Source organism: Pantoea sp. CFCC18177 (assembly GCF_059412425.1).
Genome location: NZ_JBNBPL010000012.1, coordinates 54,352 through 66,567 on the forward strand (window position 1 = coordinate 54,352; position 12,216 = coordinate 66,567).

General features: G+C 49.3%; 19 protein-coding genes. 14 read left to right on the forward strand and 5 right to left on the reverse strand.

The window, feature by feature from the left end; all coding sequences use genetic code 11:
- Positions 1-186 precede the first annotated feature (186 nt).
- Entirely contained in the window at positions 187-357 is a 171-nt protein-coding gene (locus ACPUC8_RS14075; RefSeq protein ID WP_494926572.1) for a con-10 family general stress protein, read from the reverse strand.
- A 209-nt stretch (positions 358-566) separates the two neighbouring features.
- Here ACPUC8_RS14075 and ACPUC8_RS14080 point away from each other — a divergent pair, with 209 nt between their 5' ends.
- Together ACPUC8_RS14080 and budC are read left to right on the forward strand one after the other, a co-directional pair.
- Positions 567-1,700, forward strand: a complete 1,134-nt coding sequence (locus ACPUC8_RS14080; RefSeq protein WP_494926573.1) for a glutathione-independent formaldehyde dehydrogenase — start codon at positions 567-569, stop codon at positions 1,698-1,700.
- A gap of 155 nt (positions 1,701-1,855) precedes the next feature.
- A complete protein-coding gene (budC, locus tag ACPUC8_RS14085) occupies positions 1,856-2,620 on the forward strand; it encodes a meso-2,3-butanediol dehydrogenase (RefSeq protein WP_494926574.1) in 765 nt (254 codons plus the stop codon).
- Between the two features lie 74 nt (positions 2,621-2,694).
- On the opposite strand, the gene ACPUC8_RS14090 is transcribed toward budC, so the two are convergent.
- Positions 2,695-3,384 (reverse strand): DUF421 domain-containing protein, encoded by a 690-nt coding sequence (locus tag ACPUC8_RS14090; RefSeq protein ID WP_494926575.1) that lies wholly within the window; start codon positions 3,382-3,384, stop codon positions 2,695-2,697.
- Positions 3,385-3,765: 381 nt separating this feature from the next.
- Between ACPUC8_RS14090 and ACPUC8_RS14095 the strand changes: the two genes are divergently transcribed.
- From ACPUC8_RS14095 to lysC, 7 genes are all read left to right on the forward strand, one after another.
- Positions 3,766-4,410, forward strand: coding sequence for a LuxR C-terminal-related transcriptional regulator (locus ACPUC8_RS14095; RefSeq protein WP_494926576.1), 645 nt, complete (start codon positions 3,766-3,768; stop codon positions 4,408-4,410).
- A 17-nt stretch (positions 4,411-4,427) separates the two neighbouring features.
- Complete coding sequence (locus ACPUC8_RS14100; protein WP_494926577.1) at positions 4,428-4,712, forward strand: hypothetical protein; 285 nt, start codon at positions 4,428-4,430, stop codon at positions 4,710-4,712.
- A gap of 52 nt (positions 4,713-4,764) precedes the next feature.
- Positions 4,765-5,466 (forward strand): antitermination protein Q, encoded by a 702-nt coding sequence (locus tag ACPUC8_RS14105; RefSeq protein ID WP_494926578.1) that lies wholly within the window; start codon positions 4,765-4,767, stop codon positions 5,464-5,466.
- 206 nt (positions 5,467-5,672) lie between these two features.
- The gene (locus ACPUC8_RS14110; RefSeq protein ID WP_494926579.1) at positions 5,673-5,894 is read left to right on the forward strand and encodes a class II holin family protein; all 222 of its coding nucleotides are present in this window, start codon (positions 5,673-5,675) and stop codon (positions 5,892-5,894) included.
- Positions 5,895-5,897: 3 nt separating this feature from the next.
- Complete coding sequence (locus ACPUC8_RS14115) at positions 5,898-6,401, forward strand: lysozyme (RefSeq protein ID WP_494926580.1); 504 nt, start codon at positions 5,898-5,900, stop codon at positions 6,399-6,401.
- A complete protein-coding gene (locus ACPUC8_RS14120; protein WP_494926654.1) occupies positions 6,385-6,753 on the forward strand; it encodes a hypothetical protein in 369 nt (122 codons plus the stop codon). The genes ACPUC8_RS14115 and ACPUC8_RS14120 overlap by 17 nt, the downstream gene beginning before the upstream one ends.
- Complete coding sequence (gene lysC / locus ACPUC8_RS14125) at positions 6,680-6,955, forward strand: Rz1-like lysis system protein LysC (protein ID WP_494926650.1); 276 nt, start codon at positions 6,680-6,682, stop codon at positions 6,953-6,955. Before ACPUC8_RS14120 ends, lysC begins: the two co-directional genes overlap by 74 nt.
- 397 nt (positions 6,956-7,352) lie before the next feature.
- Here lysC and ACPUC8_RS14130 read toward each other — a convergent pair whose 3' ends face one another.
- Positions 7,353-7,619, reverse strand: coding sequence for a hypothetical protein (locus tag ACPUC8_RS14130; protein WP_283227923.1), 267 nt, complete (start codon positions 7,617-7,619; stop codon positions 7,353-7,355).
- Positions 7,620-7,905: 286 nt separating this feature from the next.
- Here ACPUC8_RS14130 and ACPUC8_RS14135 point away from each other — a divergent pair, with 286 nt between their 5' ends.
- From ACPUC8_RS14135 to ACPUC8_RS14145, 3 genes are all read left to right on the forward strand, one after another.
- A complete protein-coding gene (locus tag ACPUC8_RS14135) occupies positions 7,906-8,106 on the forward strand; it encodes a hypothetical protein (protein ID WP_494926581.1) in 201 nt (66 codons plus the stop codon).
- A 41-nt stretch (positions 8,107-8,147) separates the two neighbouring features.
- Positions 8,148-8,381 carry a hypothetical protein gene (locus ACPUC8_RS14140; RefSeq protein WP_494926582.1) on the forward strand — a complete coding sequence of 78 codons (234 nt, stop codon included), beginning with the start codon at positions 8,148-8,150 and terminating at the stop codon, positions 8,379-8,381.
- A 242-nt stretch (positions 8,382-8,623) separates the two neighbouring features.
- Positions 8,624-9,145, forward strand: a complete 522-nt coding sequence (locus ACPUC8_RS14145) for a KilA-N domain-containing protein (protein ID WP_494926583.1) — start codon at positions 8,624-8,626, stop codon at positions 9,143-9,145.
- A 178-nt stretch (positions 9,146-9,323) separates the two neighbouring features.
- Here ACPUC8_RS14145 and ACPUC8_RS14150 read toward each other — a convergent pair whose 3' ends face one another.
- A complete protein-coding gene (locus ACPUC8_RS14150; protein WP_494926584.1) occupies positions 9,324-9,668 on the reverse strand; it encodes a hypothetical protein in 345 nt (114 codons plus the stop codon).
- A 178-nt stretch (positions 9,669-9,846) separates the two neighbouring features.
- Complete coding sequence (locus ACPUC8_RS14155) at positions 9,847-10,095, reverse strand: hypothetical protein (RefSeq protein WP_494926585.1); 249 nt, start codon at positions 10,093-10,095, stop codon at positions 9,847-9,849.
- Between the two features lie 31 nt (positions 10,096-10,126).
- On the opposite strand from ACPUC8_RS14155, the gene ACPUC8_RS14160 reads away from it, so the two are divergent.
- Together ACPUC8_RS14160 and ACPUC8_RS14165 are read left to right on the forward strand one after the other, a co-directional pair.
- On the forward strand, positions 10,127-10,696 hold the full coding sequence (locus ACPUC8_RS14160) for a terminase small subunit (RefSeq protein WP_494926586.1): 570 nt from the start codon (positions 10,127-10,129) through the stop codon (positions 10,694-10,696).
- The gene (locus ACPUC8_RS14165) at positions 10,683-12,155 is read left to right on the forward strand and encodes a phage terminase large subunit family protein (RefSeq protein ID WP_494926587.1); all 1,473 of its coding nucleotides are present in this window, start codon (positions 10,683-10,685) and stop codon (positions 12,153-12,155) included. Before ACPUC8_RS14160 ends, ACPUC8_RS14165 begins: the two co-directional genes overlap by 14 nt.
- The last annotated feature ends 61 nt before the right edge of the window (positions 12,156-12,216 follow it).

The window sequence follows — 12,216 nt, forward strand, 5'->3', positions numbered from 1 at the left end:
TAAAAAAACGGTGCGATTTGCAGCAGTCGCACCGCTTAGTCTACCGACAAATTATACGCGAAGAAAACAGAACGTTGATATTCATCATGAAACTTCAGTCAGAGCAAGCAGGAAGCGACGCTCTCTGCTGTGTACTGACACAAGAGGGGAGGTAAAGTGCCCTTTGGTATTTATCTTCGCTGCCACTCAGGAAGAACCGCGGTGGCTGTTTTGACCACCTTTTTTACCGGACTCGGACGCTTTATTACGGTCATTTTTAAAATTACCGCCGCTATGCTGCCCGCCTTTTTTTCCTGCTTCAGAAGCTCTTTCTTTATCTTCTGCAAAGTTGCCTGAACCGCCTCTATGTTGAGCCATAATACTGCCTCTTCATGAGTGATAAATAACATGACGGGATGTGCGCGTCATGTGCGTGTTGCGTTATTAATATTAATATATCCTCGCGGGCATGCAAGCGTGACGGTTATATTCTGTGCGATGTACTTTAATGTGCCATATTTAATTCTCTGGCTATCCTAATTAAAACGAAGCGTCAGTATGCTTCGGTTATTTACAGGAATCTAAATATGAAAGCGATTGTTTATAATGGGCCTTTTGATGTCTCCGTTAAAAATGTGCCTGATGCGAAAATTGAACGTGCCACGGATGCGCTTATTCGCATCACAACCACCAATATCTGCGGCTCTGATTTACATATGTATGAAGGGCGGACCAGCTTTGAGCAGGGCCGTATTTTCGGTCATGAAAATCTGGGCGAAGTGATTGAGGTGGGAAATGGCGTTGAGCGCATCAAGGTAGGGGACCGTGTCTGTATGCCCTTCAATGTGGGGTGTGGGTTTTGTGAAAATTGTGAGAGGGGTCTGACGGGGTTCTGTCTCACGGCAAATCCCGGCAGTGCGGGTGCCGCTTATGGCTTTGCAGAAATGGGGCCGTGGGACGGTGGGCAGGCAGAGTTATTACGGGTGCCGTTTGCTGACTTCAACTGTCTGGTGCTGCCTGAGGACGCATTTGATAAAGAGGAAGACTACGTCATGCTTTCTGATATCTTCCCGACAGGATGGCACGCAACGGAACTGGCAGGTCTGCGGGCAGGGGAATCTGTCGCCATATACGGCGCTGGGCCAGTGGGATTGATGGCTGCCCACTCCGCAGTTATTAAGGGAGCCTCTCAGGTCTTCGTCATTGACACCCACAGCGATCGTCTGGCTCTGGCTGAAAAGCTCGGCGCAACGCCTGTGAATGCCGTCGGTGATGAGGCGGTGCAAAGGATTCTTGAACTGACGGACGGTAGGGGCACGGACTGCGGCTGTGAATGTGTAGGGTATCAGTGCTGTAACAAGCATGGCCATGAAGACAACAGCGCCACCATGAACAGTCTTGTGGCATCCACCAAGGCAACAGGAGGTATCGGTGTCGTCGGGGTGTTTGTTCCTCAGGATCCGGGCGCAAAAAGTTCTCTGGCTCAGGAAGGAAAAATGCCTTTCGATTTTGGGAGTTTCTGGTTCAAGGGGCAGTCTGTCAGGACTGGCCAGGCCAACGTCAAAGCCTATAACCGCCAGCTTGCACGCCTGATTCATCAGGGTAAAGCCAGCCCAGGACAAATTGTTTCACACCGGTTGAGCCTGGCTGAAGCCCCTGAAGGCTACAGCAACTTTGATAAAAGGGCGCCGGGATGGACTAAGGTCATCCTGAAGCCTTAAGAGGTTGTCAGCCAAAAATCAGCCTTGCCAAAGACCCGCAGGGCTGACATGTTTCTTTTCGCCGACCCTACGTCCTACTGACACTGCTTCGCTTGAACTCCCGTTCATGGCTGCCATGCTTAGTCTCCACATATTTAATAAAGTGAGGACTGAGTATGTCGAGATTTTCAGAAAAAGTTGTTGTGATTACCGGCGCAGGTTCCGGCATCGGTGCTGCTGCCGCAAAGCGTTTTGCCAGTGAAGGGGCTTCGGTGGTGCTGGTGGGAAGAACCCGTGAAAAACTCGAAAACGTACTCAATACCCTACCTGGCTCGCAACACCTGGTTGCTCAGTGTGACGTCGGCGATCCAGAGCAAGTGAAACAGCTGTCAGAAGAGGTGCAGCGTTCATTTGGTAAAGTCGATGTGCTGGTGAATAATGCGGGTAGCGTGGTTCAGGGGAAGATCCATGAAGTCTCAGTCGATGACTGGCGAAAACTCATGAACACCGATTTGGATGGTGTTTTCCACTGTACCCATTTCTTCATGCCTGGTTTGCTCAAAACAAAGGGCAATGTGGTGAATACTTCTTCAGTCTCCGGACTGGGTGGTGACTGGGGAATGAGTGTCTACAATGCGGCTAAAGGTGCGGTATCGAACTTTACCCGCGCGCTGGCTATGGATTATGGCGCTGACGGAGTCCGGGTAAATGCAATTTGCCCCGGGTTCACCCTGACCGACCTCACCGAAGATATGAAGAATGATAAGGCGCTGCTGGAACGCTTTTATGATCGTATCCCTTTGCAGCGAGCTGGAGAAGCCGAAGACATCGCCAGTGCTATTGCCTTCATTGCCAGCGACGATGCGCGATACATCACCGGGGTGAACCTGCCTGTCGATGGCGGTCTTACCGCGTCGAACGGTCAACCCAAACAGGCGTGACTTTCAGCATTTTGGAGGAGAACATATGGTCTCCTCCATTTCTTGCCTTAAGTCCCACAAAAAACATTTCCGCTTCAGGTTCTGATGGTGTGTAACGCGAGTGACCATGTGTTCCGTCCACATTCTGCACACCGTTCCTGATGCCCCATATTCATCGTCTTTGTGACGCCGCAGCGGTTGCAGGCATACAGTCCGTCTTGAGGAATACGCGTGTAGCATAAGCGGTGTTCAGCCGGGAGCACAGACAGTCCAGGCACTACTTCGTCATCCCTGTAGAAATACAGGCTTAGCTGGCCATCGACTTCCACCAGACCCAGCCGAATCTGCCCAAGGTGCTCCGCTCCTTTCAGGCGCAGCTCCATCAGGAATTCATCTTCTGAAATGTTGAGCCGGTCGAGATTTGCCGACACATATTTTCCGTCAGCGATCAGAGTAACCACGTCTCCTTCCACCAGCGTTGAGATGTAGGAAGACTTCGTCATGGCCCATGTGGTTAACCTGTAGAGAAGGAGCAGAACCACGAATACGAGAATGACGGGCAGAACGGGGACATCATCATAGAAAGTGACATCCCCTGAAGCAGACCCCAGTGTCAGTATGACCACGACCTCAAAAAGCGACAGTTGCTGGACACCTCTTCGTCCAGAGATTTTGAGGAAAATGAACACGACAGCATAAGCGATAAATACACGAACGATGACTTCGAATAAAAAGGTGTAAGGTTGGTCGTTGATAAGAAATTTATGCAGATCGAAGCCTCCCATATAGTCTCCTGAACGGGGTGGGGTTTGCTGAATATGTTGATCATAGTAATTATAGACGCAAGACCTTAAGGCGTTAACCTAATTGAGTTAGGTTTAGAAAAGCCTCATCCAAAACATCCCCGATGATATTTGCAGGTGTTTGCGTTTTTTCTTTGCTTTACTCACCCCATTGACAAACGAAAGATATATTTCGCAAGATTTAAGGTTAAGAAAAATAACTAAACCCATTCTGAAAGTTAATCCTATTTCATTGCAAGGAGTCATGGTTATTTGTTGATATTAAAAGGTGATGCCTGGTATGGTAAATGTAACCGCAAATATAAGGTAAACGATTGCGTTGATTGCTCGGTCGAAAGTTAGTAGTAATGAATTTAGCCAGGGATGGCTCACTTCACTTTACATTATGAATTTGTTGATGGAATCCATATTATGTTGTGTAGTAAAAAATATGTTGTGGTTATAGGCGCAGATAACATATTGCATTGTGGCCTCTTTCATTTGATTGAAACCGAGTGCATCAAAAGAAATCTTATCCCTTTTTACTCAGATAATGATCATGACTTCTGGATAAAGATTTCTGATAAGCATTCGGGTGCGTTCACTCTTGCCATTCTTTGCCTGGGAACAGAAGATTTCTTTCCGACGTGGTTCAGTACGTTTTTAACGTTGATTAGAAAGACTGATGGCAATGTTCTGATCTTTGCAGACAATCATGAGCTGCTTTGTAAACGGAAAAAAGGCCTGCTAAAGCGTGTTTGCGAGCTGGAATATGTTCTGGATGTTTCGATGCCAGTGAGTTACCTCTCGTTCCTGGTAGAATACTACATGAATCGGGAATGTTCTGTTTCAGAAAAATGCAAAATGTCGATGCGTGAACTGGCCGTCATCGATGGTTTTCTGAATGGTGTCGACGCCGTCTGCCATTCATCCTGGATGGGTATTTCCACCAAGACGCTCTACCAGCATCGCAAGAACTGCGCCAACAAACTCGGTGTCAGAAATCTGAAAGAATTACTCAGACTTTGAAGTTCAGGGGAAGCAGCGTGCCAATTATCAACATCTCTAAAATAGACTGGTTCCGTATCCTGTCAGACATGAGCCGATCAGGCTACTCGTTGCAGGATATTGCTGAAGAACTGGACGTCGTCGCCTCCACCCTGATTGGATGGAAAAAAGGGGCCAGCCCTCGCCACCACACCGGGGAAGCGCTGATTGCACTGTGGTGCCGCGTGACCCGGAAGAGCAGGGACGAATTACCTAAGGAGAAGTTTGTGCAGAAATTCATTTTTCACTCTTCAAAACGTGAATGCGCACATTCAGAAAAATGAATTGAGATTTACTCATAGTGCCGGCTGGTTAAACCGGCACAGAGTAATCCGTATGAAACTTGAAAGTGTTGTTAAGTATCATTGTCCCCGTTCAGCCACACCCTCTGTTATTTCGTCTCCATCCTCACCTGATGACATTTCAGGTACGGACATCATGGCCGCACTGGGAATGGCGCTCAGGCGCACACCTCTCGGCTACTCGGCCTTCTGCGGCAAAATGAACCTCAGTCATCAGGACAAACAGCGCGCCGTGACCCTGCTCACCGCCATCGGTTTAAACCGGTCCGTTTTCTACCCGGCCCTGAGAAAGCTGATGGATTCAGAACGCCTGGCTGTTGTCAGGATCCTCGCAAACTACGCGTTCCTCGATTATGCGCGCAGCCCGGATACAGAGTTGCCATGTCATGCCTGTAACAACACGGGCTGGAAAAAGAGTAAGCGCTGCAGCAAGTGCGGAGGCAAGGGAGTGATGCGCGCCGCCTGCAAAGACTGCAAAGGTCGTGGCCAGTCCGTCCATCGCCTGAAAACCCAGATACAGGGTGTACCTGTTTATCAGCACTGCCAGCGCTGTGCCGGACGCGGATTTGAGCGGATTGCTTCCGCGGTGGTGTTCCGGGCGGTGTGCCAGGTCACCGATACGATTTCACTGGATACCTGGAACAAAAGCGTGAAGCAGCTGCTGGCGTTTCTGATTTCGGAGCTTTACAGGGAAGAGGCCTGGGCGGAGAAGCACCTTTCAGTTATTACTAAATAGTGCGCGATACACAAGCTGGCGATGTTATCGCTCGCTATTTACTTTTCCACTTTTTGGGGTAGAATGGCTCTAATAATGGGTTATTACCCTTCAACAAACGCTTAAGCCCCGACTTCACCGTCGGGGCTTTTTTATTTCCTGGCCATGCTATCCCACGTCAGGCTATGACTTCTTTCCAGTTTCACATCCTTCTCCGGCAGACCTTTATGAGCAAACTGACTACAGGTGTCGCTTACAGCGCATCTGCGGGCGCGATCGTCCACAGCATTCTCACCTTACTGAGTCCGGAAGAGTGGAGCGCCCTGGGGGTGCTTGCAGGCATCGGCATCGCCATGCTGACCTGCATCATCAACTGGTATTACCGGCGTAAGGCGACCCTCGCAGAGATCAAAGCCAGCCATTGCACCTGTAAGGACGTCAGCCACTGAATCATGGCCATTACATCATCCCTGCGTAAGCGCCTTCTGGCCATTGCTGGCGCGGGTGCATTCATGATTGCCGCAACATTACTGGGGGGGAAGGATGGGCTGGAAGGGCGCCGCTATACCCCTTATCAGGATGTGGCAGGCGTTCTGACCGTGTGTGACGGGCATACCGGTCCAGATATCGTGAAAGGAAAAACCTACACCGATGCCGATTGTGACCGCCTGCTGAATACAGATTTGAACGTCGTTCAGCAGGGGGTGGACAGTCTGGTGCAGGTTCCGCTTCGTGAGTATGAGCGGGCTGCGCTTTACAGCTTTGCCTATAACATCGGGCTCACCGCCTTTGCCTCATCGACCCTGCTGAAGAAGCTTAACGCGGGGGATGACTTAGGAGCACGGGAAGAACTGCATCGATGGGTATTCGCAGCCGGCAAAAAGCGCACGGGGCTGATTAACCGCAGAGAGATCGAATTCTGGCTGTCCGGAGTGAAAGATGGACTTGGTAACTAGCCGTTTTAACCTCACGCTGTTGCTGGCTCTTATGCTGGTGGCCATCATTGCTGCGCTGGGCATTACCGTCACCGTACAGCATGTCTCCGTTACGCATCTTATCCACTCTAACCAGCAACTGCTGTCAGAAAAAAAGTCTGCTGAAGCGATTGCCCGGAACTTCATTAAAACGACCCTTCTCATGAATGACCTGGCGAGAGCAACTCTGCATGATAATCAGTTACAGCGGGAAGAAAGCGATCGCAGGGTGGTGGTTATCAGGAGGCTTTTTAAGGGCAATGACTGTGCCGCTCAGCCTGTGCCTCCTGACGCAGCTCAGCAGCTGCGTGCGCACCGAAACGCGGTACATTGATACATCTCCAGTCCCCATTCCGGCAGCGCTGTTGGCGGATTGTCCGGTCCCCGATATACCAGAACAGTTTTCTTGGGGTGACAGTCTCGAACTGAATGAAAAACTGCTTACCGAACTTCAAAATTGCAACAGAGATAAAGCGGCTATACGGGAAATTGAAAATACCAGGCATTCAGAGGACAGTAAGCAAAGCAACCAGTGACGTCAGTATTCAGGCAACATTAAAGCGTTTTTAGTTTTAAATGAATCATCTGATATCAGGTAGCTTATATAAGCCGTTACTCAGTACATCACACTGATGTTGTAAGCCAAGCGCGTCGAAGGGAATAATTTCTACCCGAAGCCTTCCTCACATTTTTCAATAGGGATGAAAAGATGTCATTCATGATGACTAAACTTTTATCACCCATTGAGGGTGCTGGAGGAAGATATGTCTGAACGTCCAGATACTGAACCAGATAAAGTTAAGCCGCGTCCGGGTGCTGATTAACGTTAAGTTGATAACGAGGATGATGGGTGCGGTGAGTAGAGTACCACTATCTGTCAGACGAGCCGCCTTTGGCGGCTCTGTTAGTTATCCGTAGCGGGTACCCGGTCGCTTATGCTGGCTGACTGCCATCAATCGAGGGTGAATCAAAACGAATATATTGTCGTATCGCTTCGTGAAGTGCGCGGTTACGGCCGGTATCGAGACCGCGCTCTTCGTACTCCTTAGCCATCTGAATCAGGACTTCATCGTACTTCCCTTTAAAAGTGATGTTGTTCAGGGCCACCTGTTTGATCATGAGTTCACGCAGTACATCGGTCTCGACCTTGAGGCGCAACACGGTTTCCTCAAGTTCCTTAATTCTGCTCTCAGCTGACATTGTCACTCCCTATATTTTCAATTTGACAGTATTTATCACAGACAGATAACTGCATGAAAACTATCTCATTGAATAGAGAGTCGCTCAAGCAATAACAGGTATTACCAGGGGTAAGCGAACCGTTAATTCATGCCTTTTGTTACTGCTTTGCATGCTAAGGCGATTTGTTTTTCCTGGCGTTAATTTCAGGGTTTTCTTTAAATGCTTTGATTGGTATTTACTTAACTTTGAGTCCCTAGTCTGAAATATGGCCTACATTTAAATAACATTAACAGTGAGGTTATTTATGAAAGACCATAATTCTAATGAGCAACGCAAGAAAGAAGGGGATGTCCACAAGGGATTACCTGAGGCGGCACCTAATGCGGGCAACGCTTACGAAGAAGACGATCACCCGGCAAAAGACAATCCCAATGAACACGGTGAGATTCCCCGTACGCGCGATGACAGCAAAGATCATAAGAAAGACCCCTATAAGGACGAGTAGTAGAACCTGAACAGCCAAAACCATGTTGAAGGAGACAAAGCATGAATCTTTCAAAAATAGCCAAGCATCTGGACCTCACTCAGGAAGAACTGTTGGAAATGGGGCTTAGCCCTAACGATATTCACCAGGACAACAGTCAATCTGGTGATGATGGGCACTCATACTACTTCAACGTACCTGACGTGACGCCGGATCGCATACTGGGCAAGAAAGGCTGGTCTCTGGGTGAGCGGGTAGAAGTGGATGCCAGTGTTCTTGATGCTGATAGAGAGTAGCCAGAGTTTTAGCCGTTACGATCTTGCTCGATGGCAATTACACAATCCAGAAGACATTTAACATTTATGGCCGCGCCTTATCAGGTGCGGCTTTTTTACGACATAGTTTCAATCTGCGCAATCGCATGCGCGTATAACGAGAGCCTTTCATAAAGTGAGCCTGAGAAAAGCCGTTAAAGGCGGCGACCTCTCTCGGGCGGCTTTTCTGTGCGAACAGGCTCACTTTCTAAAAGGTATAACTCATGAACGTAATTCCACTGGAATACAAAGGCGAAGCTGTTTGCTTCAATACTGATGGCTGGGTCAATGTCACTGGTGTGGCTGAACGATTCGGTAAGCGAGTCGATAACTGGATGCGATTGGTTGAAACGCTTGAATATGTCCGTGCGCTAGATCAAGCACTCACCGGTAACGAATCTAAAATTCTACATCCCTCACAATCCAGTTATGTAAGAACGAGCAAGGCTCGAAAGGACAGGGGCGGCGGCACTTGGTTGCATCCTAAGTTATCTGTGGCATTTGCTCGTTGGTGCGATGCAAGCTTCGCCGTCTGGTGTGATCTGCACATCGACAGCCTACTCCGTGGTGAATTGTCCGAGCAGCAGAGGTTTGAGCAATCATGTCGCATTCGTGATGATCGTAAATCAAAAGCAAGTAAAGGAGCACGAGAAATGGCCCGATGGAGATGGGATAAGCCTGAATTGGATGCCCATGTGGACTACTGGCGAAACCAATTACAGCTCATATTGGATATCGCCATCTAGTGAGGGAAGCGCCTACAAAACACAAGATTTTCACAATAGTGTAACCATACTGTGAGTGACGTACTAGTTACATAGAGCGTTTATATAAATAAGCTTATCGAAGGCTATCAAATAAACAACTGCTTCAAAGCAATAAATCAGTAATAATTATGGTGAGAAAGTTTAAGGTTTAGACCCATTATTCAGGGTGCTGTCTCGGTTGGTTTTCCCTTCCCATTACTTTAATCTGGCGTTTAATAGGCTTAAATAGATAAAGAATATCAGCTATTTTGATATAGTCAGGAGGGATTGGTAAGTTCTTATCACCACTAAACTCTTGCCTTGTGAAAGAGCGTTTTATGGTTCCTGTGGTTTTATCATACGTTCCGATGATTCTTCTGCTGAGAGTGTATATTTCAATTTTTTCTCTATCTAAAATGCTAACTTTCAAAGCAATATCATCATTGTAACTCCCAGCTTTGATGCAGGCGTTGGGGAAGATTACGAGCAATTTCTTTAGGGAATGCACTAGATTATCTGACATGTCTATTTCCTCTTTATTAGTTTTAGCAGATGGTTAGGGCTTTGCTACTAACTATTAAATTATTAATGATTTCTCTTAACAGGTGGTTCGAATTTTCATGAAAATTAATGCCCCCAATCTTTACTCGCAAACGACTTAACTGTGTCCACCCGCATGATAAAACCTATGCCGAAAGTAATTACGCTCCTCCAATTTGGCTAAGAATAGCAATAGCTGCACAAGTAGCTGCGTAACCGTTATATCTGGCCTGCATTTGCATAGACAGGATCAGATTATGCAAGTCAATGTCATCCTTTGCATCACCCATTGTGATTACGACGGTGTGAGGCTTGATATTTGATTTTACAAATACAGAGCCCAGCCAGAATCCAGCGGACAAAACTCCAAAACCAATTGATACTGCGTGATTATCGGTTATCCAGCTCATAAGTTTTCCATAACTTTGCTTAGGTAATTACATGCTACTCACCGACAAACAGGAAATGTTCTGTCGAGAGTACCTGATCGATTTAAACGCCTCACAGGCTGCCATCAGGGCAGGTTACAGTCAGAAGACCGCAAACCGCATGGGTTCTGAAAACCTGTCAAAACCTGATATTGCGAAGCGCATTAATGAACTTAAAACAGCTCGCAACGAAAGGGTAGAGATAAATGCAGATTACGTTCTGCAGCGGCTGGTGCAGATCGATGAGATGGACGTGCTCGACATCCTCAAAGATGATGGTGGCCTTAAGATGGTCCACGAGTGGCCTAAGGTCTGGCGTACGACACTGAGCGGTCTGGACGTGCTGACGACCATCACCAACTTCGACGAAACCACAACAGAAAACATCCTCAAAAAGATTAAGTGGCCGGACAAAGTGAAGAATCTGGAGTTGTTGGGCAAACACATCGCAGTGCAGGCATTCCGCGAACAGGCCACACATGCGCTGACGGGTAAGGATGGCGGTCCTGTTGAAGTTAAGCTGCTCTCCCGCGAGGAATACCGGCAGGCCCGCCGGGAAATGCTAGAGGATGACGACTGCTGACTACAAGACTGCTGCAAGGCGCATAGAGTGTGAAGAAGACGGGATGTACTTCGCCCGTTATTTCTTCAAGCAGCGCACCTGCAGCAGGATGATAGTCGCGCCACACCATCAGGTTATACAGCAGACGCTGGACCGGGTGATTGATGGCAACATACAGCGACTCATCATCAATGTGCCACCGGGCTACACCAAGACCGAGCTTGCCACCATCAACATGATGTGCCGCGGTCTGGCGCTGAACCGCCGCGCCCGCTTCATGCATCTGTCGTATTCCCACAACCTGGCGTTACTGAACTCGTCGACCACGCGCAGCATCATTAAATCGTCTGCCTATCAGGCCATGTGGCCGATGGCGCTGCGCGACGATGCGGACAGTAAAGCGATGTGGTGGACCGAATACGGCGGCGGGGTGTATGCCTCGTCAGCTGCGGGTCAGGTTACCGGCTTTCGTGCCGGGCACATGGAGCCGGGGTGGCAGGGCTGTCTGGTTCTGGATGATCCGGTGAAACCTGATGATGCCTACAGTGAAATTATCCGCGACGGGGTCAACACCCGCTTCAACGAAACCATCCGCTCCCGTCTGGCCATTGAGACCACGCCCATTGTCGTCATCATGCAGCGCATTCATTACCACGACCTGAGTGGCTATCTGCTGCGGGGTGGCAGTGGTGAGAACTGGCACCACCTGAACCTGCCTGTGCTGATTGATAACAGCCAGAGCTATTCAGCGCAGTACCCTGAAAACTCACACGCGATACCGGTTGAGCATGGTCTGCCTGATGGCTGGCTGTGGCCGTACAAGCACAATGAGTCGCACCGGGTTTCGCTGTTTTCTCACCGGCGCACCGCTGAAGCGCAGTACATGCAGCGTCCACGGCGGTTCAATACCGAAGGCGCGCTCTGGACCGAAGCGATGGTCACTGGTGCCCGAACGCTGGAGATTACTCTTCAGCCATCGCGTACCGTTGTGGCCATCGACCCGCAGGCCACCAATAGTGAAGAGAGTGACGAAACGGGGATTGTTGTGGCGAGCAGTTACGGGCGCGGTAACGACCGGCTGTTCTCAGCTGACGCGGACTACTCCGGTAAATACTCGCCCAACGGCTGGGCGAAGCGGGCCATCAGGGCTTATGAAGAGCACCGTGCTGAAGCCATCGTCATCGAAACCAATCAGGGCGGTGATATGGCGGAGGATACACTGCGCAATGCGGGTTTTCGCGGGCGCATCATTCGTGTTCATGCCAGTAAGGGTAAATTTGCCCGTGCCGAGCCTATCTCTGCGCTGTACGAACAGGGGCGGGTGGCGCACCGCGGTAATCTCTACCAGCTCGAGAACCAGCTGCTGGAATACGTGCCTGCCACAGCCAAAAAATCCCCCGACCGCCTCGATGCGCTGGTCTGGGCCATTACCGAACTGTTCCAGCCGAAAGGCACGACAGTCCGTCCCTTCTCTGCATAGCTTAATAACACCATGAGCAACGATGTCCGAAAGCGATCGCCCGTAATTGAGTCGATGGCCG

Coding starts and splice junctions, on each gene's coding strand:
- budC (WP_494926574.1), top strand. CDS start 1,856: ATGTCGAGATTTTCAGAAAAAGTTGTTGTGATTACCGGCGCAGGTTCC.
- ACPUC8_RS14150 (WP_494926584.1), bottom strand. CDS start 9,668: ATGTCAGATAATCTAGTGCATTCCCTAAAGAAATTGCTCGTAATCTTC.
- ACPUC8_RS14110 (WP_494926579.1), top strand. CDS start 5,673: ATGAGCAAACTGACTACAGGTGTCGCTTACAGCGCATCTGCGGGCGCG.
- ACPUC8_RS14080 (WP_494926573.1), top strand. CDS start 567: ATGAAAGCGATTGTTTATAATGGGCCTTTTGATGTCTCCGTTAAAAAT.
- ACPUC8_RS14115 (WP_494926580.1), top strand. CDS start 5,898: ATGGCCATTACATCATCCCTGCGTAAGCGCCTTCTGGCCATTGCTGGC.
- ACPUC8_RS14105 (WP_494926578.1), top strand. CDS start 4,765: ATGAAACTTGAAAGTGTTGTTAAGTATCATTGTCCCCGTTCAGCCACA.
- ACPUC8_RS14095 (WP_494926576.1), top strand. CDS start 3,766: ATGGCTCACTTCACTTTACATTATGAATTTGTTGATGGAATCCATATT.
- ACPUC8_RS14075 (WP_494926572.1), bottom strand. CDS start 357: ATGGCTCAACATAGAGGCGGTTCAGGCAACTTTGCAGAAGATAAAGAA.
- ACPUC8_RS14135 (WP_494926581.1), top strand. CDS start 7,906: ATGAAAGACCATAATTCTAATGAGCAACGCAAGAAAGAAGGGGATGTC.
- ACPUC8_RS14090 (WP_494926575.1), bottom strand. CDS start 3,384: ATGGGAGGCTTCGATCTGCATAAATTTCTTATCAACGACCAACCTTAC.
- ACPUC8_RS14140 (WP_494926582.1), top strand. CDS start 8,148: ATGAATCTTTCAAAAATAGCCAAGCATCTGGACCTCACTCAGGAAGAA.
- ACPUC8_RS14155 (WP_494926585.1), bottom strand. CDS start 10,095: ATGAGCTGGATAACCGATAATCACGCAGTATCAATTGGTTTTGGAGTT.
- ACPUC8_RS14165 (WP_494926587.1), top strand. CDS start 10,683: ATGACGACTGCTGACTACAAGACTGCTGCAAGGCGCATAGAGTGTGAA.
- lysC (WP_494926650.1), top strand. CDS start 6,680: ATGACTGTGCCGCTCAGCCTGTGCCTCCTGACGCAGCTCAGCAGCTGC.
- ACPUC8_RS14160 (WP_494926586.1), top strand. CDS start 10,127: ATGCTACTCACCGACAAACAGGAAATGTTCTGTCGAGAGTACCTGATC.
- ACPUC8_RS14130 (WP_283227923.1), bottom strand. CDS start 7,619: ATGTCAGCTGAGAGCAGAATTAAGGAACTTGAGGAAACCGTGTTGCGC.
- ACPUC8_RS14120 (WP_494926654.1), top strand. CDS start 6,385: ATGGACTTGGTAACTAGCCGTTTTAACCTCACGCTGTTGCTGGCTCTT.
- ACPUC8_RS14145 (WP_494926583.1), top strand. CDS start 8,624: ATGAACGTAATTCCACTGGAATACAAAGGCGAAGCTGTTTGCTTCAAT.